We start from the raw sequence: 25,493 nt of genomic DNA, 5'->3' as shown, positions 1-25,493 counted from the left end.
AGACCGATGGCTACCTCCGGTGGCTGGGACCTCCTCGGCGCGACGACCGCCGCCTTCTTCGTCACGATGGTCGCCCGACTCGCGCCGAGTCCGCTCGTCCCCGACGTGATCGCGGCCCTCGGCGTCTCGACGGGAACGGTCGGACTGGCGCTCACGGGCATGTGGGCGGCCTACGCACTCTTCCAGTTTCCCGGCGGGATCGTCACCGATCGCTACGGGAGCCGCCGGGTGATCCTGTTCGCGATGGGGAGCATCGCGGTCACGAGCGTCGGCCTCGCGGTCTCTCCCGGCATCGGCGGCTTCGCGCTCGCGGCCGTCACGCTGGGGGCGTCCGCCGGGCTGTACTTCACCGCTGGCACATCCCTCCTCACCCGCCGGTTCGAGAACACCGGCCGCGCGCTCGGCGTCCACGAGGTGGGTGCGTCGGCGGCCGGATTGCTCGCCCCCGTCGCGAGCACCGCCGTCGCGACCCGCCTCGGCTGGCGGGCGGGGCTGCTCGTCCCCGCCGCCATCGCACCCGTCGTCCTCGTGGCCTTCGCGTGGCGGGTGCCGCGGTCGTCGCCGTCCCCCGACGCCGACGCGACGGGGGTGATCGGCCTCGGGCAGTTGTTCGCCATGCTCCGCCGCCCGGCCGTCGCCTTCACCACTCTCCTCGCCATGGTCGCCTTCTTCACCTGGCAGTCCTTCGCCTCCTTCTTTCCGACCTTCCTCGTCGAGTTCGTCGGCCTCTCGACCGGTCGAGCCAGCCTCGTCTTCGGGGCCATCTTCGCGCTCACGCTCGGCGTCGCACCGGCGCTCGGGTGGGTGTCGGACGCGACCGGTCGCGACCCGGCGCTCGTCGTGTCGCTGCTCGCGGGCGCCGTCGGCTACCTCACCTTCCTCTTCGGCGGCGACGGGGTTCTCACGGTCGGGGTCGGCGCCGTTCTCGTGGGGGTCGGCATCTCCTGGCCGGGCGTTCTCAACTCGCGGTTCATGGACCACCTCGAGGCCGACGAACGCGGCACGGGCTTTGGCCTCGTCCGGACGGCCGTCCTGCTCGTCAGTTCGCTCGGGAGCGTCGTGACCGGGACGCTCGCCGGACGCGTCGGCTGGCTCGCAGCCTACGGCCTCGTCGCCGGACTGCTCGCCGCCCTCGTCGTCCTCGTCGCCGGCACCCGGACGCTCGGCGTCGACGTCTGAGGCGTCGGTCTGGGGTTTCTAACCCCTGCGACTCGGCCGAAAGGTCGGCCGTCTCAGGGTCGGGGTCGATGGGCCGGGTATATACGTCACCCGTCCCGGGCCGAACGCGCCGAGTTTAACCGTCACAGCCCCGAAGGTGGCGTATGTTCGAGGACCGCCCGGACCGCGACGAGGTCGTCCTCGTCGGCCGGTCGAACGTCGGCAAGTCGACGCTGATGCGGGAGTTGACCGGCCACCAGGTGTCGACGGGGCGCAAACCCGGCGTCACCCGCCAGCCCAACCACTTCGACTGGGCCCCCGAGAGTTTCATGTTCACCGACCTCCCCGGCTTCGGGTTCATGTCCGGCGTCCCGGAGGAGCAACGCGAGCAGATCAAGACCGACGTGGTGCGCTACGTCGAGGCCAACGCCGACGACATCCTCGCGGGCGTCCTCGTCGTCGACGGCAAGAGCGTGATCGACATCATCGACCGCCACAGCGGCGAGGGCGAGGTTCCCCACGACGTGGAACTGTTCCACTTCCTGCAGGACGTCGAGGTGCCGACCGTCGTCGCCGTCAACAAGATGGACAAGGTCGACGACCGGGACGAGCGACTTGACGACCTCTGTGACCGGTTGGGACTGTTTCCGCCGTGGCAACAGTGGCAGGAGACGATCGCGCCCATCAGCGCGAAACGCGGCGACATCGACGCGCTGACCGACGCGCTGGAGACTCACTTCCACGACCGGAAGCGCGACGACCTGCTGAAGTTCCTGTAGTCGCCCCTACACCACCCGGTTCGTCGCCGACTCCCCGGCCGCGAACCGCCGCAGGTTCTCCCGGACGATGGTCGCCACGCGCTCGTAGTACTCGTCGGTGAAGCCGGCGGCGTGGGGCGTGACGATCACGTCCTCCCGGTCCCAGAGCGGGGAGTCGTCGGGGAGGGGTTCGGTCTCGAACACGTCCAGTGCCGCGCCCGCGATGGCGTCGTCCTCCAGGGCGTCGACGAGGGCGTCCTGGTCGACGACGGGGCCGCGCGCGACGTTGACGAGGTAGGCGTCGTCGCGCATGGCCGCCAGTTCCGCGTCGGCGATCAGCCCTTCGGTGTCGTCGTTCAACGGGACGGCGACGGCGACGAAGCGGGCGTCGGCGACGGCGTCGTGGAGTCGTTCGGGCGGGACGACGCGGTCGACACCGTCGACCGGGATCGGCGTCCGCTTGACGCCGGTGACGTCCATTCCGAGCGCCGACGCCCGGGTCGCGATGCCGCGGCCGAGCGTCCCCAGGCCGACGACGCATGCCGACGCCCGGCGCAACGGGAAGGCGTCGTCCCACGCGGGCTGTTGCCACTCGCCGCGCTCCTGGTTCGACCGGTGGACGTGCAGTCGGCGGGCAAAGGCGAGCATGCACCCGACCGCCGTCTCGCCGACGACGTCGCCGTGGATACCGGTGCTGTTGGTGAGCGTCACCCCCCGCTCCTCGAGAGCGTCGAACGGGAAGCGATCCACGCCGGCCTGGATCGAGTGGATCCACGAGAGGTCGGCGTCGAGAAACCGGTCCTCGTAGGTGAAGGTGACGAGGGCGTCACACGCCGAGAGGTCGTCGGCCGTGCCGACGATCCGAACCGAGGGCCCGGCGTCGTCGAGGGCGTCGCGAAACACCGCGGGCGGAAACACTGTACCGACCGACTCGTGGACGCCGAGCGTCGAAACATCGAGCGTGGGCATGCGGTCGCGTACCGAATCCGTCGGCAAAAGCCTGTCTTCGAACGGTGGTGGCTCAGTGTGAGTGATTCATCACACGGGGCTGAGTGGGGGTAACCGTCATCATCGCCACCGGGCCGTCGTACTGCGTCCGGCGGTAAAAGTCGCTCGTCGTGTCGCCCCCGGGTTCGGTCCCTCCGTTATTCGTGTTCCACCCACGCCGCGTTCTCGCGGTGGTCCGCGGCCACCGATCGGACGTCGTCGCCGTCGAGGACGCCGCGTTCGGTGACGACACCGGCCACGAGGTCGGCTGGCGTCCGGTCGAAGACGGACGTCGCGACGGTCACCGGCGCGTCGCCGTCGTAGACGTCGGTCGGATCGGCCGTCTCGGTGTGGGCGCGCTCGTCCGGCCGGATCTTGGCGGTGTCGGCGACGACCCACAGCGGGACACCCTCGCGGGCCGCCGCGAGCGCCAGTCCACGGGTGCCGACCTTGTTGACGACGCTGCCGTCCGCGAGCACCGCGTCCGCACCGACGAGGGCGGCGTCGACCTCGCGCTCGGCGAGTTCCACCGGGAGCGCTGTGTCCGTCGTCAGCGTCACGTCGAGGCCGGCGTCGGCCAGTTCGACGGCCACGTCGACGCCCTCCCCGCCGGGTCGGGACTCGCCGATCAGGACCGCCGGTCGCGCCAGTTCGAGGGCCGTCCGGACGGTGCCCGACCGCGAGAGCGTGACGACCGCGTCGCCACACCGGCCGGCCGCGTTCGTGGCCGCCGACTCGCCGGCGTCGAGGGCCTCCCTCGCGACCGTGTCGGCCCGCTCACGGACCGCGTTGGGTGACCGCTCGGCCGCGGCCATCACCCGGTCGATCCGGGCCACGACGGCGGCCATACTCGGCCGGGCGGTCCGGAGGTCCTCGGCGACGGCCGCGACCGACGCGTAGTCCTCGGCGACGGCCGCGCGGTCCCTCAGGACTTCGAGTGCGCGGACGGAGAGCCACGCGGAGCCGTGAGTGGTGTCCTCGGCGACCGTCTCGACGGTGGGTGCGACGGCAGTGTAGGCGTCCCACAACCCCGGCACGGTCGCTCGCGCCCGGATCTCGGGGGGAGACACCCACTCGTGGGTGACCTCCCCGTCGGCCACGACCGACCGCGAGTCGACGGCGACACCGAAGGGGTAGACGGTCCGGTCACCGACGGTCAGGGGGTCGCCGGCGCGGACGAGTGTCGCGTCCGTCCGACCGGTGGCCTCGCGGACGGTGCGGCGGGCGGCGACCTCGGGGGTCGTGTCCGAGTCGATCCGGGTCGCAACGGCGTCCCACCGGCCGGCCCCGCCGCGGCGACGGAGCAGGACGGCCACTCTGTGTCGGAGGAAGCAGGTGACGACGCGGGTCACGGGAGCGCTTCGGCCGCCACCGACACGACGCTTGCGCTCCGGTGGGACAACGATTTGACGCCTCCCTGCAAACGGGAGTGTATGGACGTGGCGATCATCGGCGATACGCACATTCCGGATCGATCGACCGGGATCCCGGATTGGGTTCGCGAACGGGTCGAAGCGGCCGATCACACGATCCACACCGGCGACTTCGAGACGCCGGCGGTCGTCGACGAGGTCCGCTCGCTCGCGGACGGGGCCTTCACCGGCGTCCGGGGAAACGTCGACGTCGCGGGGGTCGACCTGCCGGCCGTGGCGACCGTCGAACTGGGCGGCGTCGAGTTCGTCGTCACCCACGGCACGGGCGACCGGATTGGCTACGAGGACCGCGTGATCGCCGCGGTGCGGGAACACGCCGGCGACACAGACACCGCCGTCGGCGTCGCGGGCCACACCCACGAGTACACCGACGAGGTCCACGACGGCGTGCGACTGTTGAACCCCGGGTCGGCGACGGGGGCCGCACCAGCGACCGAGACGACGATGCTGACGGCGACGGTGCGGGACGGCGACATCGACGTGACACGCCACCGGATCGGCGGCCGGTAGCGTCGCCCACGACCCGGTGACGCGAGTCTTTTATTCGCCCGCTCCGCAGGGAGGGTATGAACGTCTTCGCCGTCCCCGGCATCCCGGAGGTGCGCCGGGGCGACTCGCTGGCGGCGCTCGTCGAGGAGCGGGTCGACCTCCGGCCCGACGACGTGGTCTGTGTCGCGAGCACCGTCGTCTCGAAGGCCGAGGGCCGGGTCGCGGACCTGTCGTCGTTCGATCCGGGCCCACGCGCCCGCGACGTCGCCGCCCGACTGGAACGCGCCACCGGCGACGAGAAGGACCCCCGCTTCGCGCAGGCGGTCCTCGACGAGAGCACCGACCTCCTGATGGACGCCCCCTTCCTCCTGACGGAGACGCAGTTCGGACACGTTACGGTCAACTCTGGTATCGACCGTTCGAACGTCCCGGACGGCGATCTGTTGCTCCTGCCCGAGCGACCGGGCGAGAGCGCCGCGCGGATCGAATCCGGCCTCACCGCCGACCGCGTGATCGTCACGGACACCTGCGGGCGGCCGTTCCGCCACGGGCAACGCGGCGTCGCCATCGGGTGGGCGGGGCTGCCGGCCGCCCGCGACTGGCGCGGGGAGCGCGACCGGGAGGGGCGCGAACTCGGCGTGACGGTGCAGGCGGTTGTCGACGAACTCGCGGCCGCCGCCAACCTCGTCGCCGGCGAGGGCGCGGGCGGGACGCCCGTCGTCGTCGTCCGCGGGTTCGACTTCGGCGATCACGGCGACAGCGACGCCCTCTTCCGGGACGTGGAGGGCGATTTCGTCCGGCAGGCCCTGCACGAGTGGTCGTACGACGCGGACTGACCGACCAATCTTTTTGTCGTCGCCCCGCCTGCGGATCCGCATGGAGTACACCACTCTCGGCGACACGGGGACGAAAGTGAGTCGCATCTGTCTAGGGTGTATGAGCTTCGGGTCGAGCGACTGGCGCGACTGGGTGCTCGACGAGGCGGAGAGCCGCCCGATCATCGAGCGAGCGATCGATCTGGGGATCAACTTCTTCGACACCGCCAACATGTACTCGAAGGGAGAGTCCGAACGCATCCTCGGGAACGTCCTCGCCGACTACGACCGCGACTGGCCGGTCGTCGCGACCAAGGTGTACAATCCGATGGACGAGGACAATCCCAACGCCCGGGGACTGTCGCGGAAGGCCATCGAGCAGGAACTGCAAAACAGCCTCGACCGGCTGGGAATGGACACGATCGACCTCTATCAGATCCACCGCTGGGACTACGACACGCCGATCGAGGGGACGTTGCGCGCCCTCGACGACGCGGTGCGGCGCGGGCAGGTCCGCCACCTCGGCGCGTCGTCGATGTGGGCCCACCGGTTCGCCGACGCACTCCACACCAGCGACCGCCTGGGTCTCGATCGGTTCGTCACCATGCAGAACCACCACAACCTCGTCTACCGCGAGGAGGAACGAGAGATGATCCCACTCTGTGAGCGCGAGGGGATCGGCACGCTCCCGTGGTCGCCGCTCGCGCGTGGCTTCCTCACCCGTCCCCACGAGGAGTTCCTCGACACGACCCGCGGGGAGTTCATGGACGACCACGACCGCATGTCCGACCGAGTCGCCAACTACTACGCCGGCAACGGCGACGAGATCAACGACCGCGTCGCCGAACTCGCCGAGGAGAAGGGTGTCACGATGGCACAGATCGCGCTCTCGTGGCTCCTCCACCAGGAGACGGTGGACGCCCCCATCGTTGGCACGACGAGCGTCGAGCACCTCGAGGACGCGGTCGAGGCCCTGGAGATAGAGCTCTCGGAGAGCGACCAGGCGTACCTCGAGGAGCCGTACGAACCGGTGCCGGTCGACGGCCACGACTGAGCGGTCCCGACACGCCCGCGACACCGACGGCGGCAGGGACCGCCACCGACGAACTGTTTTTCCGCGTCGACACCAACCGACGGACGGATGAACTCGACGCGCTCGCTCACGACGACCGCTCTGTGTCCGCCGGCCAACCACCACCCGGGGTGTGACCGCTGATGTTCGGGATCGAACTCACGCCCGAGCACCCGATCGATCGGGTGGTCGACCTCGGCACGACCGCGGAGGCCGCCGGCTACGACACCCTCTTCGTCTCCAGTCACTACAACAACCGCTCGCCCTTCGCCGCCCTGTCGCGGCTCGCGGCCGCGACCGACGAAGTCCGCCTCGGCCCGGGCGTCGTCAACCCCCTCGAACGACACCCGGTGACGCTCGCTGGCGAGGTGGCGACGGTCGCCGAGGCGAGCGACGGGCGGGCTGTCTTCGGGATCGGTCCCGGGGACCCCTCGACCCTGGGGAACCTCGGGCTGGCCGACGACCGGGGGCTCCGGTCCGTGCTGGAGGCGTTCAAGGTGGCCCAGAAGCTCTGGGACGGCGAGCGCGTCACCCACGACGGCACCTTCGAGGCCACGGACGCCGGCCTCAACTTCGACGTGCCGGGGCCGATCCCGACGTACGTCGGCGGCGAGGGGCCACACATGTGCAAGATGGCCGCCAAACACGCGGACGGCCTCCTGTTCAACGGCTCGCACCCCGCGGACCTGCGGTGGGCGCGCGAACAGGTCGAGGACGGCCTGACCGACCGTCTCGACGGCCTCGGCGCGTTCGACCTCGCGGCGTACGCGAGCGTCAGCGTCGCCGCCGACGCCGAGGTCGCCCGCGACGTCGCCCGTCCGCCGGTCGCGTTTATCGCCGCCGGCGCGGCCCCGCCGGTCCTCGCGCGCCACGACCTCGACGCCGACCGCGCCGCGGAGATCGGTGACGCCATCGGCACTGGCGACTTCGAGACGGCGTTCGACCTCGTGACGCCCGCGATGATCGACGCGTTCTGTATCGCCGGAACGGTCGACACCGTGGCCGACCGACTGGCGGCGGTGCTGGACCACGCCGACAGCGTCGTCGTCGGATCACCGCTCGGACCGGACCTCGACGAGGCGATCGACCTCGCGGCGACGGCCCACGCTCGCGCGACCGACCGCTAGCCGGCGACGGCGTCGCGGAGGGCGTCGAGCAACGCACCGACGGCCAGTAGGCCGAGGAACCCGGCGGCGACCGTCGTCAGGACCGCTCCGGCCAGAAAGACCAAGAGACCGATCGGGTCCTGTGGCGCCACCTCGGTCGCGAAGATGACGACGAGGTCGACGACGCTCCGGAGCAGTTCGGCGACGAGTTGCGTGACCGTAGCCATGGAGATGGAAAGCGCGGCGCTCACTTGGCCGTTCCGCTCACCGACACCGATAACGTGATCGTCGCCGTGGTGTCGGGCGTGACCGAGAGATCGCTCGACGAGTTCGTGACCGAGAACGGCGGGGCCGAGGCCGAAATGGAGGCCGCGGAGCCCGCGGAACCCGTGGAACCCGTGGAAGCGAGCGCCCCGACCATGCGCTGGTCGGGCGCAGGCGCCCCCTGTGCCGGCTGTGGCGACACCGTCACCCGGCGGTGGCGAGACGACGGGTCGTTCGTCTGTGCCGACTGCAAGGACTGGTAGTCAGCCCCGACGGGGGTGGCGGTCGAACCCACCCGCGAGGTGGGCCTCGTCGATGGCGAGGACCGTCGGCCGGCCGTGCGGACAGGCGAAGGGGTGTTCGCACGCGCCGAGGCGGTCGACCAGCGCCGCGGCCTCGTCGTCGTCGAGGGCGTCGCCCGCCTTCAGCGACGGGTGACAGGCCAGATCCGCGAGGAGGACGTCCCGCCGGCCGGCGTCGTCGCCGTCGCGGAGGGCGGCGAGCGTCTCCCGGAGCGCCTCGGGTTCGGCGACCCGGCCGAGGGGTGCGGGAACGGCCCGGACACGGACGGTGCCACCGCCGAAGGGTTCGCAGTCGAATCCCAACCGCGAGAGGTCCGCGGCGTGGCTCTCGACGGCCGCGACGTCGGCGGGCGACAGCGACAGCGTCGCCGGCGGGTCGAGCGTCGCCGACGGCACGCCCTCCTCCTCGACCGCGGCCCGCAGTCGCTCGTAGTTGATCCGCTCGTGGGCGGCGTGTTGGTCGACCACCAGCAGGTCGTCGCCGGCGTCACAGAGCAGGTAGAGGCCATCGAACCGGCCGAGGTACTCGGCGTCCGCGAGCGCCGACTCGCCGGCGTCGGCGTCGACGGGGTCGAGCGCCGAATCGAGGTCCATCGCCACCTCCGCCGATCGCCGGAGGTCGGCCGTCGAGAGGGCGTCCTCGACGGCCGCCTCGACGGCGTCGGTCAGGTCGTCCGTCGAGCGGAGCGCGACGGTCTCTTTGGTCGGGTGGACGTTCGGGTCGACGGCGCGGGGCGGGAGCGAAACGGACAGGGCCGTGACCGGGTGGCGGTCACCCGGGAGGAGCGATCCGTAGCCGCGTTCGACCGCCCGCCAGATCGGGGGGAGCGAAACCGGCCGGCCGTTGACCGCGACGCGGACGTGGTCGGCCGTCGCCCGCGTGACCGAAGGGTACGCGAGCAGGCCACGGAGGGCGACGTCGGTCTCGCGGTCGCCGACCGGGACCGTCGTCGCGGTGTCGAGTGTCGTGCTCTCGCGGGCGACCTCCCGACCGTAGACCGACAGCGCGGCGTCCGTGAACGCGCCGGAGCCGGGCGTCGCGAACACCCGCCGGTCGTCGTGGTCGAGGGTGAACGCGGTCGACGGGCGACAGAGCGCGTACGTGGCGACCCGGTCGCTGATGCGCTCGAACTCCGTCGACGGCGCGGCCAGTGACTCCGCCCGGGCCGGGCGATTGTGGAACAGGTCCCGGACCTCGACGGTCGTCCCCCGGCCACGCCCGACGGAATCGACGGTCACGCCGCAGCCATCGACTCGGACGCGCGTCCCGCGGGGGCCGCCGTCGTTGGTCGACAGCGTGAGTCGTGCCACGTCCGCGACGCTGGCGAGTGCCTCCCCGCGGAACCCGAGGGTCTCGACCGATTCCAGGTCGCCGTCCGGAAGCTTGCTCGTCGTGTGGCGCTCGACCGCCAGTACCGCTTCGTCGGTACCCATCCCCCGGCCGTCGTCGGCGACGCGGAGCCGTTCGGTGCCGTCGCCCCACACCTCGACCTCGATCCGGTCGGCACCGGCGTCGAGGGCGTTCTCGACGAGTTCGACGACGACCCGCGCCGGTCGGGTCACCACCTCGCCGGCCGCGATGCGGTCGACCGTCTCCCGGTCCAAGCGTTTCATGACTCCTCGATCCGGTCTTTTAGCTCGGCGAGCAGGTTCAACGCCTCGATCGGCGTCGTCGTCGCGAGGTCGGTCTCGCGGAGGGCGTCGGCGACGGCCGGGTCGGCGTCCGGGGAGCGGTCGGTGGCACCGTTCGTCGCGGTCCGTTCCGCCCCGTCGAGTGTCACCCCCGTCCCGTCGGCGTCGCCGTTCGTCGCCGGGTCACGGTCCGGTGTGGTGGCGTCGGCGTCGGTGGCGTCGACGAGCGCCCGCGACCGCTCGACGACGGGGTCGGGGACGCCCGCCATCCGCGCCACCTCGACGCCGTACGACGAGGAGGCGGGGCCCTCGTCGACCCGGTGGAGGAAGGTGACGCCGCCGTCGTCGCGGTCGGCCGCGAAGTGCAGGTTCCGGACGCGCTCGCGCTCCGCGGCGAGTCCGGTCAGATCGTGGTAGTGAGTGGCAAAGAGCGTCGTCGCACCGATCTCGTCGTGGACGAACTCGGCGGTCGCGCGGGCGATGGCGCGGCCGTCGGCGGTGCTGGTGCCCCGACCGACCTCGTCGAGGAGGATCAGCGAGTCGGCCGTCGCCTCGTGGAGGATGGCCGTGAGTTCCGTCATCTCGCGCATGAACGTCGACTGGCCGCCCGCGATGTCGTCGCTCGCGCCGATGCGGGTGAACACGCGGTCGACGACGGGCAGCCGGGCGGCGTCCGCCGGCACGTAACTCCCCATCTGTGCCAGCACGACGAGCAGGGCCACCTGGCGCATGTACGTCGACTTCCCGCTCATGTTCGGGCCGGTGACGAGCGAGACGCTCCCCGGCGGGAGGTCGGCGTCGTTCGGGACGAACCGCTCCTGGGTCGCTTCGACGACCGGGTGGCGGCCGGCCTCGATTTCGACCCCGCCGTCGTGGAACGTCGGCCGGACGTAGTCGCGGTCGACCGCGACCGTCGCCAGCGTCGCTAGGCCGTCGAGTTCCGCGAGGGCGTCGGCCAGTGCCTGCAGGCGGTCCGTCTCCTCGGCGACGGCGTCGCGCACCTCGCAAAAGCGCTCGTACTCCAGGGTGTCGGCTCGCTCGGCCGCCCCCAGAATCTCGTCCTCGTGGCGCTTCAGTTCCGGCGTGTAGTACCGCTCGGCGTTCTTCAGCGTCTGGCGCCGGGTGTAGTCGTCGGGCACCCGGTCGAGGTTGGGATCGGTCACCTCGATGTAGTAGCCGTGGACCTGGTTGTGCCCGACCGACAGCGAGTCGATTCCCGTCCGTTCCCGTTCCCGGGCTTCGAGGTCGGCGACCCACTCCCGACCCTCGCGCTCGGTCGCCCGCAGGTCGTCGAGTTCGGCGTCGAACCCCTCGCGGATCACGCCCCCCTCGGTCACTTCGACCGGCGGGTCGGGGTGGATCGCCCGGTCGATCAGGTCCCGAACCGAGTCGAGCGGGTCGATCCGATCGCGGAGGTCACGCAGGCGCGTCGCCTCGGCGTCGACCTCGTCGAGTGCCGCGGGGATGTCGGGGATCGCATCGAGCGTCGCCGCCAGCGATCGCAGGTCGCGGGCGTCGGCGCGCCCCCGCGAGACGCGCCCAGCCAGGCGTTCGAGGTCGTACACCTCGCGGAGCGCCTCGCGGATCGTCTCGCGGGGAAGCGGCGCGGCGACGAGGGCGTCGACGGCGTCGAGTCGCGCCTCGATCCGGTCGCGGTCGACGAGCGGCCGCCGGAGCCACGCGTCGAGTTCCCGCCGGCCCAGCGCGCAGGCGGCGTCGTCGAGGACGCCGAACAGCGTCTCGCTCGCGCCCGTCCCCCGGTTCTCGAACAGTTCGAGGCTCCGAACCGCCGTCGCGTCGAGGCCGAGGGCGTCCCGCGGGTCGTACCGGCCGATCCGGGTGACGTGGGAGAGCGGGCCGCCGTCGCCCTGACTCCACTCTGCGTACGCGAGGACGACCCCACAGGCCCGCAGTTCCGCCGCCGACTCGACGACCGCCTCGGGCGCGGAGACGTAGGCGCCGACCCGTTCGGAGGCCGCCTCGGTGTCCATCCGGGCGGCCTCGTGGTCGGTCACCATCGGGTCGGCCGACAACGCCTCGCCGTCGACAGTGGCGTCCGGGCCGACGAGCAGTTCCTCGGGATCGAGACGGTCGAGTTCGTCGCACAGCGCCGCGTCCGTCTCGACGCTCGTCACCAGACAGTCGCCGGTCGAGACGTCGACGGCGGCGACGGCGCGGGTCGACCCCTCGCGAGTCACGGCGGCGACGTAGTTGGTCGTCCCCGTGCCGAGGAGTTCGTCGTCGACGACCGTCCCCGGGGTCACGACCTGTGTGACCGCCCGGTTGACCAGCCCCGACGAGTCCTCCGGGCGTTCGACCTGTTCGGCGACGGCGACCCGGTAGCCGGCGTCGAGGAGGCGGTCGACGTAGGCGGCGGCGTCGTCGACCGGGATGCCGGCCATCGGGTAGGTGCCGGTGCTGTCCTCGCGGCGCGTGAGCGTGAGTTCGCACACCCGCGCGGTCTCCTCTGCGGCCTCGCAGTACGTCTGGTAGAAGTCGCCGTTCTGGAACAGGAGGAGGGCGTCCTCGTAGGCCGTACAGAGCTCGAAGTACTGACTCAGCATCGGCGTCAGTTCCTCGCGGACGTCGACCATCCCGTCCGGGGGGCCGGTCACGGCGTCGGCGACCGTCCCCGCGTCGGCGTCCACGTCGGTATCGGCGTCCGCGTCCGCGTCCATACCCCCAGTCCGGCGGTCGAGGGATAAAAACCGTCAGGGTCGGTGACGCCCGACCTTACACCCCTGCTACCCAGGCGCGGTAGTCGTCGTCGAGGTCGTAGGTGGCCTGGAGGGCACGGTCGGCGAACTGTCCGAGACGGTTGGGGTCGGAGCGGGCGGTGATCCGAACGTTCGCGCCCTCGGCCTCCTCGGGGCGCTCGATCCGGTCGATGCGACACTCGGGGAACTCCGAGAGGACACCCTTGAGGCGGTCGAGTTCGGCGTCCGTGCAGTCGAGGTTGAACGTCTGGTCGGCGAACTGGATCCACGGGACCTGCGGCGGTGTCTCGTCGTCGTCCTCACCGTCGTCGGCCACGCCCGGCGCGTCGGCGGCGTCGACCTCGATCGTGAGAAACGGGCTGGCGCGGGTCCGGTGGGCGATCACGGCCTCGGCGAACAGCTGCCGGCGATCGGTGGCGTCGGCGGCGTCGAAGCGGGTCATGTGTGCGGGTCGGTCCCCAGCCGAAAAAGCCGACCGGGTCGGGCCGGAGGTGGGACGGGAAGGGGTGAGGTGGCGGGGCCGTGTGGGGTGTCGAACGTGGCGTATCCGAACGCCTTTTGCCGTCGCGACCTTCCTTCGCGTCGATGAACACGCTGCTGTGGGTCCTCGTCGGCGTTCTCGTCTACTCCCTCGTCGCGAAGGCGCTCCAGATCCGCGGCTACCTCCCGGACGCCGTGCGCCTTCAGGGGCCGATAGCGACGATCCACACCCGGCGCGGGCGGGCGCTGCTCACCCGCCTCGCGGAGCCGAAACGGTTCTGGCGGGCGTACAGCAACATCGGCGTCGGCGTCGCCCTGGTCATCATGGCCGGCATGTTCGTCCTCCTGTTGGTTCAGGCGCTGGCGATCCTCCGGAACCCGCCGTCGCCCTCGGCCGTCAACCAACCCCAGAACTTCCTGGTCGTCCCCGGCGTCAACGACTTCCTCCCACTCGCCGTCGCGCCGGAGATCGTCTTCGGCCTCCTGATCGGGCTGGTGGTCCACGAGGGGGGCCACGGCCTGCTCTGCCGGGTCGAGGACATCGACATCGAGTCCATGGGTGTCGTCCTCCTGGCGTTCGTCCCGCTGGGGGCGTTCGTCGAACCCGACGAGGAGAGCCAGAGAGAGGCCAACCGCGGCGCGCGAACCCGGATGTTCGCGGCCGGCGTCACCAACAACTTCGTCCTGACGGCCGTGGCCTTTGCCCTCCTCTTCGGGCCCGTGGTCGGCGCCATCGGCGTCGCGCCCGGCGTCGCCGTCGACGGAGCCTACGAAGGGTCACCCGCGTCGACGGCGGGGATCGAACACGGCGACCGCATCACGGCCGTCGCCGGAACGGAGGTGCGGACGGAGCGTGACCTCGACGACGCCTTGCTCGCGGCCGAGGATCGGACCGTCGAGGTCGAGGTCGACGGCGAGCGGACGGTTCGGGTCGAGCGGTCGCTGGCGGTCGTCGGGAGCGTCGGCGGCAACCCCGCGAACCTCTCGGTCGAGGGCGGCGACGACCCGATCCGCGTCACCGCGGTCAACGGGACTGCCGTGAACACCCGCGGCGAGTTCCGGGACGCGACCGCGAACCGCACGTTCGCGCGGATCGAGACGAGCGAGGGCGACCGGGTCGTCCCCGTCGGGGCGTACGTCACGCGCGTCGCCGACGGCGGGCCGCTGGCCAACGCCAGCGCGCCGACGAACGGGAGCCTGATAGTCACCGGTATCGGCGGCCAGCGGGTCACCTCCTCGGCCGACCTGTCCCGAGTCTTGGACGACTACGGCCCGGGTGACCGGGTCGAGGTCGACGCCCACGTCGACGGCGAGTCGGAGACGTACGACGTGGTCCTCGGCGAGAACCCGCGGGACGGCAACGGTTTCCTCGGCGTCGACATCTTCCCCGGGACGAGCGGCCTCCTCGTCACCGACTTCGGCATCCGGGAGTACCCGGCCGGCACTTACCTCGAACTGCTCGGCGGGTCTGGCGGGGGGGACGCCGCCTCGCCGCTGTCCGGGCTGACGGACTCGCCGTTCACCCTCGTCTACGTCGCGCTCGTGTTGCCGCTGGCCTCGCTGGTGCTCGGCATCCCGAACTTCCCCGGCTTCACCCCGTCGGTGACGGAGTTCTACGTCGTCGAAGGGACGCTCGCTCCCCTCGGTGATGGCGTGTTCATCCTCGCGAACGTCCTCTTCTGGGCCGCGTGGGTGAACCTCCAACTCGGCCTGTTCAACTGCATCCCAGGCTACCCGCTCGACGGGGGGCGTATCCTCCGGATGTGTGCCGAGGCGGTGGTGTCGCGGCTCCCGGTCGGCGACGGCGAGCGACTGGTTCGGACGATCACCACGGGCATCGGCCTGACGATGCTCGCGTCGCTGCTCCTGATGATCTTCGGACCGCAGTTGCTGTCGTGAGCCGATCCGCCGGGAGCCGACGGCGTCGGTCTTATCGCTCCAGCGCGTCCGCGAGGAACGACTCGACGACGTCGTAGTGGGCGTCGGGGGTCTCCCAGAAGGGCATGTGGCTCCCCCCCTCGAAGACGTGGAGTTCGGCGTCGGGGAGGCGGTCAGCGATGTCGCGGGCGATCGAGGGGTCGATCTCGTCGTGTTCGCCCGAGAGGACGAGCGTCGACGTCCCGACCTCGCTCAGTCGGTCACGGACGTCCCAGTTTCGGAGGCGGGCCGTGTCGAGGAGGACGTACTCGTTGGGGCCCCACATGAGACCGTACACGTCGAGGCTGATCCGTTCGAACGTCGACTGGACCGGAGCGGGGTACTCCTCGGTCCGGCAGACGTGCTCGCGGTAGGCACCGTTGAGGGCGGCCTCGTACTCCGGGGCGTCGTACGCCCGTCTGCGCTCGCAGTCCTCGATGGTGTCCCGGTCGGCCTCCGGGAGTTCGTCGAGGACGCCTCGCATCGACTCGTAGGCGGTCCGGGTGTCGGCCAGGGTGTTCGCGAGGATCAGGGCGTCGAGGGTGTCGCCGTACTCGAGGGCGTACTCCTGAGCGAGCATTCCCCCCCACGACTGGCCGTAGACGGCGAACGAGCCGTCGGGGTCGATCGCCCGACGGACCGCGTCGAGTTCGTCGCGGTAGTGTTCGACCGTGTAGCGGTCGAAGTCGCCGGGTGCGGGCGTGTCGGACCGGCCGACCCCGAACTGGTCGTAGAGGTAGACGGTCAGGTCGTCGCCGGCGTGTCGGACGAGGGGAGCGAGGTAGTCGTGGGGCATGCCGGGGCCGCCGTGGACGCCCACGAGAACGTCGTCGCCGTCGCCGAACTTCCGGTAGTACAGTTCGTAGTCGTCGACGTCGAAGTAGCCCTCGGTGTGTTCGTGGGTCGCGAAGTAGTCTGGGTACGTCGTCATCGGTGTGCGAGATTGTTGGTCTCCAGGCGAAAAAACTAGTCGTAGCCCACACGCCTCGGAGGAGTACCGGTAGAGCCGTATGCGGTAGATCGGACTTGGAACCACCTCGAAAGCCCCGCTTCGCTGGAGTCGGGGGGCTCGCTGCGCGCGCTCCCGACGGTCGCGTGCTTGCCTCGCCCGCCTTCCTCCAGCGAAGCGCCCCTTTCAGTCCCGCCCTGTGTCAGCCGGTTGGCCAGCCGATGCGAGCGGGACTGAAAGGGGCTTTCGAGGTGTCTTCACCAGCAGCTCCCTTATCTGAACACGACGCCGCGTGCGGGGCCAAAATATAACTGACCATGTGAAACAACCCCACGTATGGCACTCTCGGAAATCGAACAGGTCGTGTTGTGGGGGCCACCGATCGCGATGTTGCTCGTCACCGTCGGCTACTACGTCCGATGGGGGAAAGAAGCGGACGAACGGGGAGAGGAACGTGCGGACGACTCCGAGCGCTCGTCGACGGGAGGTGACCGCTGATGGTCGCCGCCTCGACGGTCACGTTCGCGCTGTATCTCGTCGTCGTGTTCGGTATCGGAATCTTCGGCTACGTCGCCACCAAGACGTTCGAGGACTTCGCGCTCGGCGGTCGCGGGATGAAAGACTGGGTCGTCGGCCTGAGCGCCCAAGCCTCCGACATGAGCATCTGGTTGCTCGTCGGCCTGCCGGCGACGGCCTACGCGATGGGGTTCTCCGCGGTCTGGATCGGGATCGGTGTCATCTGCGGGACGGCGTTCAACTGGTTCTTCCTGAGCAAGCGAATGCGCCGCTACAGCGGCCTCCTCGGGAGCATGACGGTCCTTGACTTCCTCGAAGAGCGCGTCCGTGACGACTACGGCGTCATCAAACTCGTCGGCTCGGTGTCGCTGGTGCTGTTCTACACCATCTCGACGTCCGGCGAGTTCATCGGATCGGGGAAGATACTGAACGCCGTCTTCGGCTACGACTTCTTCACCGGCGTCCTCATCGGCGGCGCACTCGTGTTGGTCTACACGCTCGTCGGTGGGTTCATCGCCGTCTCGTACACCGACGTCCTGCAGGGGGTCGTGATGGTCGTCGCGGTCGTTCTCCTGCCCGTGATCGGCTTCTTGGGCGTCGGGAGCGTCGCCGGCGGCCTGACCGAACTGCAGGGAGTGTCGGGCGCGGCCCCCGGCGTGTTCGGCGGCAGCACCGGATTCATGGCGCTGGTCGGCTTCCTCGCGGGGACGCTCGGCATCGGCTTTGGTTACCCGGGCCAGCCCCACATCACGGTCCGCTACATGAGTATCGACGACCACCGGAACCTCCGGCGGGCGTCGCTCATCGGGATGGTGTGGGTCATCTTCGCGACCTACGGTGCCATCTTCCTCGGCTGGGCGGCCGGGGCGTACGTCGGCGCCATCGAGAACACGGATCAGGTGATGCCGCTACTCGCCCAGGAACTGCTCCCGGGGTGGCTGGTCGGCATCCTCATGGCCGGCGCCATCGCCGGCATGATGTCGACGAGCGACTCGAAGTTCCTCGTCGCGACCAACGCCGTCTCCTACAACCTCTACAAGCGGTTCGTCGACCCGGACGCAAGCGACCGGAAGACACTCTGGGTGTCCCGCGCCGTCATGGCGGTCATCGTCGTCGGCGCGATCGCGCTGGCCCAACCCTCGGGCGTGGTGTTTACCGTGATCCTCGGGGGCTGGGCCGGGATCGGGGCGTCTTTCGGCCCGCTGCTCATCGCGGCGCTGTACTGGAAACGCCTCAACAAGTGGGGTGCGTACGCCGGGATGATCGTCGGGATGGTGACCGTCGCCGCCTGGCTGTTCTTCGACATCGGCGTCGTCTACGAACTCATCCCCGGATTCGTCTTCGCCAGCATCGCCATCGTCGTCGCGAGTCTGGCGACGGGTGAACCGCCGGAGACGGTCAAACAGGAGTTCGAGGACGCGACTGGGGCGAGCGGCCTCCGCGTCGAGGACCGCGACGAGGTGGGGACACCGAGCGACGACTGATCGGTCGATACCGCCGCGCCCCACGGCGCGGGAAGACACGCAACTCCCATACCGCACCGGCCCTAATCGACGACCATGCGCGAGCCACCCCAGACGGACGAAGGCTGGTACGTACTGCACGACTTCCGTCGGATCGACTGGGCGTCGTGGCGCGACGCCCCCGAACGGGAGCGGGACGCAGCGATCGAGGAGGGTATCGACTACTTCGAGCGCCACGAGGCGGTCGCCGACGCCGACGACGGCGCCTCGGCCGTGTTCTCGACCCTCGGCCACAAGGCCGACCTGATGATCGTCCACCTGCGGCCGACGCTCGACGCCCTCTCGACGGCCGAACGCCGGTTCGACCGCACGGCGCTCGGTGCGTTCACCGAGCAGTCCACCTCCTACGTCTCCGTCACCGAGGTGAGCGGCTACGTCTCCGACGCCTACTTCGCCGACGACGAGGAGGAAGTCGACACGGGGCTGCGGCGGTACATCGAGGGGAAACTCGAACCCGACGTGCCGTCGGACACGTACGCGAGTTTCTACCCGATGAGTCGCAAACGGGGCGAACAGGACAACTGGTACGACCTGCCCTTCGAGCGCCGCCGAGAGATGATGGAGGAACACGGCGAACACGGCCGCGAGTTCGGCGGTCGGGTGAAACAGATCGTCGCCTCCTCGGTCGGCCTCGACGACTGGGAGTGGGGCGTCACCCTCTTCGCCGACGACCCGACCGACCTGAAAGATATCGTCTACGAGATGCGCTACGACGAGGCCAGCGCCCGCTACAGCGAGTTCGGCCCCTTCTACGTGGGCCGCCGGTTCCCGCCCGAGGACCTGCCCGCGTTCCTTGCGGGCGAGACGGTCCCGGCCGAGGCGGCCGACGACGACGGTCACGGCCACGCCCACGGCGAGAGTGGTAGCCACCACGGCGGCGACCACGCTCACGGCGACGATGGCGGTCACCACGGCGGCGACCACGCTCACGGCGACGATGGCGGTCACCACGGCGGCGACCACACTCACGGCGACGATGGCGGGGACGAGGAGGACGACATCCGCGGCGAACTCGAAGACCTAGACATCTACGCCGGCAAGCCCCACGGCGAGGACGTGTACGCGACGGTGCTCTACTCCGAGGCCGACGCCGACGGGTTGTTCGAGGAGGTCGACGGTCTCCGATCGAACTTCGACCACTACGACACGCACGTCAAGACCGCAGTGTACGACGCCCTCGACCGGGACCGGCGGGCGGTCGTGAGCATCTGGGACACCGCGAGCGCGGCGGACACCGCCGCGGGCTTCCTCTCGGAACTCCCGGACATCGTCAACAGGGCCGGCGAGGAGTCCGGCTTCGGGACGATGGGGATGTTCTACACGGTCAAGCCCGACCACCAGGAGGACTTCGTCGAGAAGTTCGAGACGGTCGGTGGACTGCTCGCGGACATGGAGGGTCACGGCGAGACGGACCTGATGATCAACGTCGAGGACGAGAACGACATGTTCATCGCCAGCCAGTGGCGCTCCCAGGAGGACGCCATGGGCTTTTTCCGCTCCGACGAGTTCGCCGACACCGTCTCGTGGGGGCGTGACGTGCTCGCCGACCGGCCGCGACACGTCTTCCTGGCGTAGGTCGTCGACTCCCGGTCGGGCCCCTCGAAACCACCGCCGCTTTTGATCGTGGGCGGAGACGATCGACCGATGCCCTCCATCACGCGCCGTCATCTCCTCGGTGGAATCGCCGCCGCTGCCGGCACGTACGGCACCTACCGCCTGCACCGCGGCGCAGCGAGCGCCACCTTCGAGTCGTGGACCCCGGAGTCGGGGACGTGGCCGCTCCGCCGGTACGACCCCGAGGGCACCGCCCACAACCCGAACGCATCGCCGCCGCGCCGGCCGCCGACTGCAAACGAAATCGCGTCCGTCCTGGATCCGGGACGACGGCCACGCCTCGACCCGGTCGTCGGGCCCGACCACGTCGTCGTCTCCGGGACGGGGGCCGCGGCGTACCCTCGCACCGGCAGCGAGGGGTCCGTCCCCGTCGGTCCGGCCGCCCTCGCCGGGTTCGGCCCGGACGGTCGCCTCCACACGGTTCGACCGGCCCCGGAGCCGGCGGTCGTCGACCACGGTGCCGACGGCCTGCGCGAACGCTCCCGCGTCCCACTGGGCGTCGAGGGCGGCGGGAGCGACCCGACGGCCATCGTCGTCGGTGCGAGCGAAGTGTACGTCGGCGTCGCGAACGGGACGCTCCAGGCCGTCGACAGGGCCGGACGAGACTGGGACGTCGACGGCTCGTTGCCCACCCTCGCGGAGGGACGGCTGTACGCCGCGGACGCGCCGCTCGCGGGGACGGTCGCCTACTCGGGGCGTCGGGGACTCGACCGCCGTCTCGAGCCCGGACCGGAGCGGGTCTGGAGCGCCGGGCCGGTCGACGGCTTCCCGCACCGGCCGGCGGTCGCCGACGGCCGACTCGTGATCGGGAGCTACGCGGAGGACGGTGGGGCGGTCGTCGCCCTCGACGCCGACACGGGCGACCGCCTGTGGGATCCTCGTGACCTCGGTGCCGACGTCTCCACGCCCGCCGTCGTCGGCGACCGCGGGTACGTGACGGTGGACCACGGCGACGGCTCGGGACACGTGGTCGCCCTCGACCTCTCGACGGGCGAGACCCGCTGGGGCGACGCGGTCGAGTTCGGTGCCTTCGGGCCGGTCGTCGGCGGCGACACGCTCGTCGTCGCCGGCGAGCGGCGAGGGGATGGAGGCGGCGTGGTCCGTGCGTACGACACCGAGACGGGGGACGTGCTCTGGACCCACGGCGTCGACCACGGACCCGGCGGTCTGGCGCTCGTCGACGAGCGGGTGTTCGTCACCGCCGGTCCGTCGCTGTACCGGCTCGCCTGACTCGGCCCGCCCGTGGACGGGATGCCAGTCGTCCTCGCGCGCGACGCGCACACCCGAACCCCTTTGAACACCCGTTGCTTACGACGGGTGAAATGACGAAGCGACACGTCTCGCTCCCCGCCGAGGCCACCGCAGGCGTCGGGGAGTTCATCGACTACGTCGACGAGCGACTCTCCTCCGAGGAAGACACGTGCCGGGTCGTACAGGACGTGTTGGTCGACCTGTTCGGGGACCGCGAGGCGTACGAGCGGTGGGAGGACGGCGAGTCGGTGTCGCCCGCCGAACGGGTCCGGCTCCAGGGGTACGACCCCTGTAACGCCACGCTGGAGAGCGAGTACTACGCCGAGAAAGACGAAGACCTGTTCCAGGAGTCGAAGTACCTCCAGTGGCTGTGGCGGCAGTTCGACGCCACGCCAATGGCCGACAACGTCGAGTTCGCGCTCCAGTTCCGGCGGATGCTCGCGAACCACCTCTTCGAGGAGTGTGGCGAGGGCTGTCGCTTCTTCAAGGGAATCTCGTTCACGTACGGCCACAACATCTCCGTCGGCGACAACGTCGTCGTCCACGACGACGTCCACCTCGACGACCGCGGGCGACTCACCGTCGGGGACCGCGTCTCCATCTCCGACGGCGTCCACGTCTACAGCCACGACCACGACGTCGTCGATCAGACCGAGGTGCGGAACTACCACACGGTGATCGAGGACGACGCCCGTGTCACGTACGACGCGATGGTGAGCGCGGGGTCGAAGGTCGGCGAGAACACCGTCGTCGGCGCGCGGGCGGTAGTGCAGGGCGACGTGCCCGCTCACCACGTCGCCGTCGGGATGCCGGCGAAGAGCGTCCGCGTCAAGCCGGGGTGGGAAGAGGTCGCCGACCCCCTCGACGCCGGCGGGGAGAACCGCCGGGAGGACCGCCGCATCGAGTACGACCTCCCCGACAACCTCGACGTCTTCGACGAGTTCCAGCGGGATCGGACGCCCCCGAACCCGAACTAGCCGGCCGCTTTTCACGCTCGGGGCCGTCGGTCGCGTATGGATCGACGACGCTATCTGGCGACCATCGGCGCGGCGGCGGTCGGGGGGTGTGCCGGTCGGCCGCCGGACGGGTGGGGCACGTCCGACGACCCGACCGCCGTATCGTCGACCGACGGCGACGACGGGACGGGCGAAGCCGCCGCCACGGCCACCGACGGCGACGTTCTCGCCGAGACGCTCGCCACTGGACTGGAGATTCCGTGGGGCGCGGCCTACCGCGACGGGACGCTGTATCTCACCGAGCGACCGGGACGGATCGTCCGCCTCGACGGTGGGGCTGTCGATCCCGTCGTCGACGCGGTGTCGGGTGTCGAACACGTCGGCGAGGGCGGCTTGCTCGGGCTCGCCTTCCACCCCGAGGAGCCGTACGCGTACACACACCAGACCTACGATGACGGGGACGGGAACACGGCGAACCGCCTCGTGCGTCACGATCTCGACGACGGCTGGGCGGGCGAACCCATCCTCTCGGGGATCCCCGGCGCACCGATCCACGACGGCGGGCGACTGCTCGCTCACGACGGCGCGCTCTACGTGACCTGTGGCGACGCGGCGGTCGAGGCGAACGGTCAGGATCCCGACGTCCTCGCCGGGTCGGTGCTCCGGGTGACGTTCGACGGCGACCCCCACCCGGACAACCCGTTCGACTCGCCGGTGTTCAGTTACGGCCACCGAAACCCGCAGGGACTCGTCGTCCGGGAGGATGAACTGTACAGCACGGAACACGGCCCGCAGGTCGGCGACGAGATCAACGTCCTGCGGGCGGGGGAGAACTACGGGTGGCCCGCGGTGACCGGTCCGAGCGACGACGACCGCTTCACGGATCCGGTCGCGAGTTACACGCCGACCATCGCGCCCGCGAGCGCCGCGGTGTACGACGGCCCAATCGAGGCCTGGCGGGGCGACCTCCTCTTCGGGACGCTCGCCGCCGAACACCTCCACCGCGTCCGGTTGGATGGCGACGCCGCCGCTCCCGAAGTACTCGAGGAGGAGCGCCGCTTCGAGGGCGAGTTCGGCCGGATTCGGACGGTCTTCACGGGGCCGGAGGGCCACCTCCACGCCGTAACGAGCAACCGCGACGGCCGGGGTGCGCCGGTGGAGGGCGACGACCGCGTCGTCCGGTTCGTCCCCGCCTGACGACGTGGCCCGAGCCGTCGCCATCAACGTCGGAGCGAACACCACTCTCCCGGGCTTTCGCGGGCCGGTCCGTCCGGACGGCCGGTTCGCGTACGTGCCCATCCCCGAGCGCGAACCGACCGCGGACGCCGTGCCGACGTACGCCGACCTCTCCTTTCCGCTCGACGTCGACGTCTCCGAGGTGGCCGACCGCCGGGTCCACCTCGACCCCGAGTTCGCGGGCGTCCACGGGTCGACCGACTACACCTACGGCGACGAACACGGCGTGAAGGCCGGGCCGCTGTCGGCGCTCGACCCCAGCGACTCCCTCTTCTTTTACGCCACGCTCTCGCTCCGGGGCGACCCCGCCGAGAACCCCCAATTCCCGCCGGAGTGGGGGGCGTACCTGATCGGGGAGTTCCGCGTCGAGCGAGCGATCACCGGCGAGGCGTACCGGTCGCTCGACGCCGCCGAGCGCGGGCGGTTCGCGAGCAACGCTCACGTCAAACGCGAGGCGTTCGACGCGAGGGTGTTGGTGGCCGGCGGCGAGCGGTCCCGACGCCTCGACCGGGCAGTCCCCCTGAGCGCGCCGTCGTCGGGGGCGACGGCGGGGTCGCTCGTGACCGATCTCTCGGAAGATTCGGGGAAGGGACCGTGGTGGCGTCGTGTCCTGCGGTTCGACGCCGACGCGACCGCTCGACTTCGGGACGTCGTCGACGACGAACAGCCGTGATGGAACGACAAACGACGGAAAGGAGTGCGCCGTCCGGGAGTCCCGTGAGGGAAACGAACGGGACGTCGGACGACAAACGACGGAAAGGAGTGCGCCGTCCGGGAGTCCCGTGAGGGAAACGAACGGGACGTCGGACGACAAACGACGGAAAGGAGTGCGCCGTCCGGGAGTCCCGTGAGGGAAACGAACGGGACGTCGGACGACAAACGACGGAAAGGAGTGCGCCGTCCGGGAGTCCCGTGAGGGAAACGAACGGGACGTCGGACGACAAACGACGGAAAGGAGTGCGCCGTCCGGGAGTCCCGTGAGGGAAACGAACGGGACGTCGGACGACAAACGACGGAAAGGAGTGCGCCGTCCGGGAGTCCCGTGAGGGAAACGAACGGGACGTCGGACGACAAACGACGGAAAGGAGTGCGCCGTCCGGGAGTCCCGTGAGGGAAACGAACGGGACGTCGGACGACAAACGACGGAAAGGAGTGCGCCGTCCGGGAATTGAACCCGGGCTAGTGGCTTGGGAAGCCACTGTCCTACCACTGGACCAACGGCGCTCGTGTACGTCGCTTCTGTCGCTCCCCACTTGAACGTAGCGTTTCGTCGAACGAGCGCGTCCGCCGTCCGCTTCGGGACGTCCGTCGGTCACGATCGCTCCCGCATTTCGTCGGTTTTCGCCGACGACCGTCGACGCTCGTTCACTCGATCGGTCCGACGGGAGAGTATTTCAAACTGGCATCCGTACAGGCACCCGATGAGTCACGAATCCGTCGTTCTGGAGGAGTCGGCCCCGCTCGACCTCCGTCTCTCGGAGGCGGAACTGGAGGCGACTCGCGACCACCTCGTCGCGTTCGTCGAGGATATCGTCGACGATGCGGGGGCCGAGGGTGCCGTCCTCGGCCTCTCCGGTGGCATCGACAGCACGCTCACCGCCCACCTCGCGGTCGAAGCACTCGGAGCCGACGGCGTCCACGGCCTCGTGATGCCGAGCGAGGTGAACACGGCGGACAACATGAGCGACGCCGAACGTGTGGCCCGCGACCTCGGCATCGAGTACGACGTGATCGATATCGGGGCGATCTACGACGCCTTCGTCGAGGCGTTCCCCGGCGACACGAGCGACCGCATCGAGACCGATCCGCTCCGGACCGCCGCGGGCAACGTCCGGGTCCGGATCCGGGCCGTCCTCAACTACTTCGTCGCCAACGCCGAGGATCGGGTCGTCCTCGGGACGGGCAACCGGAGCGAGGCGCTCACGGGCTATTTCACGAAGTACGGCGATGGAGCCGTCGACTGCCACCCGATCGGCAACCTCTACAAACAGCAGGTGCGACAGCTCGCCGCCCACGTCGGCATCGACGAGGACCTCGTGACCAAGACGCCGTCGGCGGAGATGTGGACGGGGCAGACCGACGAGGAGGAGATGGGACTGGACTACGACACGCTCGACGCCATCCTCGCGCTCCACGTCGATGGCCCACTCTCGCGGGCGGCGACGATCCGCCAGTTGGACGTGAGCGCCGACGAGGTCGAGCGCGTGGTCGACCTGTACGAGCGGAGCGCACACAAGCGGTCGGTGCCGCCGACGCCCGAGTCCCTCTACCTGTAGCCGCCGTCCCGGGTGCCGTTTCCAAAGGTCTTTGCCTCTCGC

Annotated in this window: 23 protein-coding genes and 1 tRNA gene; 16 read left to right on the top strand and 8 right to left on the bottom strand. The window is 70.2% G+C overall.

Going from position 1 to position 25,493, the window contains the following annotated elements; all coding sequences use genetic code 11:
- Positions 1–6: 6 nt before the first annotated feature.
- Both NBT81_RS03520 and engB read left to right on the top strand, forming a co-directional pair.
- On the top strand, positions 7–1,179 hold the full coding sequence (locus NBT81_RS03520; protein ID WP_338741097.1) for an MFS transporter: 1,173 nt from the start codon (positions 7–9) through the stop codon (positions 1,177–1,179).
- A 143-nt stretch (positions 1,180–1,322) separates the two neighbouring features.
- Positions 1,323–1,937 carry a GTP-binding protein EngB gene (gene engB, locus NBT81_RS03515; RefSeq protein ID WP_338741095.1) on the top strand — a complete coding sequence of 205 codons (615 nt, stop codon included), beginning with the start codon at positions 1,323–1,325 and terminating at the stop codon, positions 1,935–1,937.
- Between the two features lie 6 nt (positions 1,938–1,943).
- Here the strand turns inward: engB and ddh are convergent, their stop codons facing one another.
- Complete coding sequence (gene ddh, locus NBT81_RS03510; protein ID WP_338741093.1) at positions 1,944–2,885, bottom strand: D-2-hydroxyacid dehydrogenase; 942 nt, start codon at positions 2,883–2,885, stop codon at positions 1,944–1,946.
- 176 nt (positions 2,886–3,061) lie between these two features.
- Positions 3,062–4,255 carry an NUDIX domain-containing protein gene (locus NBT81_RS03505; RefSeq protein ID WP_338741092.1) on the bottom strand — a complete coding sequence of 398 codons (1,194 nt, stop codon included), beginning with the start codon at positions 4,253–4,255 and terminating at the stop codon, positions 3,062–3,064.
- 81 nt (positions 4,256–4,336) lie between these two features.
- Here NBT81_RS03505 and NBT81_RS03500 point away from each other — a divergent pair, with 81 nt between their 5' ends.
- The 4 genes from NBT81_RS03500 to NBT81_RS03485 all read left to right on the top strand — a co-directional run bounded on the left by NBT81_RS03500 (position 4,337) and on the right by NBT81_RS03485 (position 7,839).
- On the top strand, positions 4,337–4,846 hold the full coding sequence (locus NBT81_RS03500) for a metallophosphoesterase family protein (protein ID WP_338741091.1): 510 nt from the start codon (positions 4,337–4,339) through the stop codon (positions 4,844–4,846).
- A 56-nt stretch (positions 4,847–4,902) separates the two neighbouring features.
- Positions 4,903–5,661, top strand: coding sequence for a coenzyme F420-0:L-glutamate ligase (locus NBT81_RS03495; protein ID WP_338741089.1), 759 nt, complete (start codon positions 4,903–4,905; stop codon positions 5,659–5,661).
- A 40-nt stretch (positions 5,662–5,701) separates the two neighbouring features.
- Complete coding sequence (locus NBT81_RS03490; RefSeq protein WP_338741088.1) at positions 5,702–6,694, top strand: aldo/keto reductase; 993 nt, start codon at positions 5,702–5,704, stop codon at positions 6,692–6,694.
- A gap of 161 nt (positions 6,695–6,855) precedes the next feature.
- On the top strand, positions 6,856–7,839 hold the full coding sequence (locus NBT81_RS03485) for a 5,10-methylenetetrahydromethanopterin reductase (protein WP_338741087.1): 984 nt from the start codon (positions 6,856–6,858) through the stop codon (positions 7,837–7,839).
- Here NBT81_RS03485 and NBT81_RS03480 read toward each other — a convergent pair.
- Complete coding sequence (locus NBT81_RS03480) at positions 7,836–8,045, bottom strand: hypothetical protein (RefSeq protein ID WP_338741086.1); 210 nt, start codon at positions 8,043–8,045, stop codon at positions 7,836–7,838. The two genes, NBT81_RS03485 and NBT81_RS03480, sit on opposite strands and share 4 nt — an antisense overlap.
- 78 nt (positions 8,046–8,123) lie before the next feature.
- Between NBT81_RS03480 and NBT81_RS03475 the strand changes: the two genes are divergently transcribed.
- A complete protein-coding gene (locus NBT81_RS03475) occupies positions 8,124–8,345 on the top strand; it encodes a DUF7573 domain-containing protein (protein ID WP_338741085.1) in 222 nt (73 codons plus the stop codon).
- Here NBT81_RS03475 and mutL read toward each other — a convergent pair whose 3' ends face one another.
- From mutL to NBT81_RS03460, 3 genes are read right to left on the bottom strand one after another with little or no spacing between them, the layout of a single operon-like run.
- The gene (mutL, locus tag NBT81_RS03470; protein WP_338741084.1) at positions 8,346–9,998 is read right to left on the bottom strand and encodes a DNA mismatch repair endonuclease MutL; all 1,653 of its coding nucleotides are present in this window, start codon (positions 9,996–9,998) and stop codon (positions 8,346–8,348) included.
- Positions 9,995–12,694, bottom strand: coding sequence for a DNA mismatch repair protein MutS (mutS, locus tag NBT81_RS03465; protein WP_338741083.1), 2,700 nt, complete (start codon positions 12,692–12,694; stop codon positions 9,995–9,997). The genes mutL and mutS overlap by 4 nt, the downstream gene beginning before the upstream one ends.
- 55 nt (positions 12,695–12,749) lie before the next feature.
- Entirely contained in the window at positions 12,750–13,175 is a 426-nt protein-coding gene (locus NBT81_RS03460) for a hypothetical protein (RefSeq protein ID WP_338741081.1), read from the bottom strand.
- 143 nt (positions 13,176–13,318) lie between these two features.
- On the opposite strand from NBT81_RS03460, the gene NBT81_RS03455 reads away from it, so the two are divergent.
- Positions 13,319–15,112, top strand: a complete 1,794-nt coding sequence (locus NBT81_RS03455; RefSeq protein ID WP_338741080.1) for a site-2 protease family protein — start codon at positions 13,319–13,321, stop codon at positions 15,110–15,112.
- 31 nt (positions 15,113–15,143) lie between these two features.
- Here NBT81_RS03455 and NBT81_RS03450 read toward each other — a convergent pair whose 3' ends face one another.
- Positions 15,144–16,061 carry a proline iminopeptidase-family hydrolase gene (locus NBT81_RS03450; RefSeq protein ID WP_338741079.1) on the bottom strand — a complete coding sequence of 306 codons (918 nt, stop codon included), beginning with the start codon at positions 16,059–16,061 and terminating at the stop codon, positions 15,144–15,146.
- A gap of 354 nt (positions 16,062–16,415) precedes the next feature.
- On the opposite strand from NBT81_RS03450, the gene NBT81_RS03445 reads away from it, so the two are divergent.
- The 7 genes from NBT81_RS03445 to NBT81_RS03415 all read left to right on the top strand — a co-directional run bounded on the left by NBT81_RS03445 (position 16,416) and on the right by NBT81_RS03415 (position 23,848).
- Positions 16,416–16,577, top strand: coding sequence for a hypothetical protein (locus tag NBT81_RS03445; RefSeq protein WP_338741077.1), 162 nt, complete (start codon positions 16,416–16,418; stop codon positions 16,575–16,577).
- Entirely contained in the window at positions 16,577–18,079 is a 1,503-nt protein-coding gene (locus tag NBT81_RS03440) for a sodium/proline symporter (RefSeq protein ID WP_338741075.1), read from the top strand. Before NBT81_RS03445 ends, NBT81_RS03440 begins: the two co-directional genes overlap by 1 nt.
- 75 nt (positions 18,080–18,154) lie before the next feature.
- On the top strand, positions 18,155–19,693 hold the full coding sequence (locus tag NBT81_RS03435) for a heme-binding protein (protein WP_338741073.1): 1,539 nt from the start codon (positions 18,155–18,157) through the stop codon (positions 19,691–19,693).
- Positions 19,694–19,762: 69 nt separating this feature from the next.
- Entirely contained in the window at positions 19,763–20,962 is a 1,200-nt protein-coding gene (locus NBT81_RS03430) for a PQQ-binding-like beta-propeller repeat protein (RefSeq protein WP_338741072.1), read from the top strand.
- A gap of 92 nt (positions 20,963–21,054) precedes the next feature.
- Positions 21,055–21,960, top strand: coding sequence for an acyltransferase (locus tag NBT81_RS03425; protein ID WP_338741070.1), 906 nt, complete (start codon positions 21,055–21,057; stop codon positions 21,958–21,960).
- 36 nt (positions 21,961–21,996) lie between these two features.
- Positions 21,997–23,136 (top strand): PQQ-dependent sugar dehydrogenase, encoded by a 1,140-nt coding sequence (locus NBT81_RS03420; RefSeq protein ID WP_338741068.1) that lies wholly within the window; start codon positions 21,997–21,999, stop codon positions 23,134–23,136.
- Between the two features lie 4 nt (positions 23,137–23,140).
- Positions 23,141–23,848, top strand: a complete 708-nt coding sequence (locus NBT81_RS03415; RefSeq protein WP_338741066.1) for a hypothetical protein — start codon at positions 23,141–23,143, stop codon at positions 23,846–23,848.
- Between the two features lie 480 nt (positions 23,849–24,328).
- Here the strand turns inward: NBT81_RS03415 and NBT81_RS03410 are convergent.
- A tRNA-Gly gene (locus NBT81_RS03410) sits at positions 24,329–24,399 on the bottom strand.
- A 197-nt stretch (positions 24,400–24,596) separates the two neighbouring features.
- Between NBT81_RS03410 and NBT81_RS03405 the strand changes: the two genes are divergently transcribed.
- Positions 24,597–25,451, top strand: coding sequence for an NAD+ synthase (locus tag NBT81_RS03405; RefSeq protein ID WP_338741064.1), 855 nt, complete (start codon positions 24,597–24,599; stop codon positions 25,449–25,451).
- The last annotated feature ends 42 nt before the right edge of the window (positions 25,452–25,493 follow it).

Origin of the sequence: Haloplanus sp. CK5-1, assembly GCF_037201915.1 — an archaeon.
Classification (GTDB): domain Archaea; phylum Halobacteriota; class Halobacteria; order Halobacteriales; family Haloferacaceae; genus Haloplanus; species Haloplanus salilacus.
The sequence above is the reverse complement of the archived record's forward strand: the minus strand, read 5'-3'. Positions and strand labels throughout refer to the sequence as shown.